Source organism: Rhizobium sp. AQ_MP, from assembly GCF_014237835.1.
Classification (GTDB): Bacteria; Pseudomonadota; Alphaproteobacteria; order Rhizobiales; family Rhizobiaceae; genus Allorhizobium.
In genome coordinates, this window is record NZ_JACJVI010000087.1 from 1 (window position 1) to 368 (window position 368).

Genomic DNA, 368 nt, shown 5'->3' on the forward strand with positions numbered 1-368 from the left:
GCGCTCGAGGGCGCGCTGAAGCTCAAGGAAATCTCCTATATCCACGCCGAAGGTTATGCCGCCGGCGAGCTCAAGCACGGTCCCATCGCGCTGATCGACGAGAACATGCCGGTCATCGTCATCGCCCCCTTCGACCGCTTCTTTGAGAAGACGGTGTCGAACATGCAGGAAGTGGCAGCCCGCGGCGGCAAGATCATCTTCATCACTGACGAGAAGGGCGCAGCCGCCTCCAAGCTCCCGACCATGGCGACGATCGTGCTGCCCGAGGTCGCCGAGATCGTTTCGCCGATGATTTACTCGATCCCGATTCAGCTGCTGGCCTATCACACCGCCGTCTTCATGGGCACGGATGTCGACCAGCCGCGCAA

1 protein-coding gene is annotated in these 368 nt (G+C 61.4%); it reads left to right on the top strand.

Annotation, left to right across the window (positions count from 1 at the left end; genetic code table 11):
* Nucleotides 1-368: SIS domain-containing protein (locus H6M51_RS24335; protein ID WP_185812326.1), on the top strand; the 368-nt coding region annotated here is incomplete at both ends.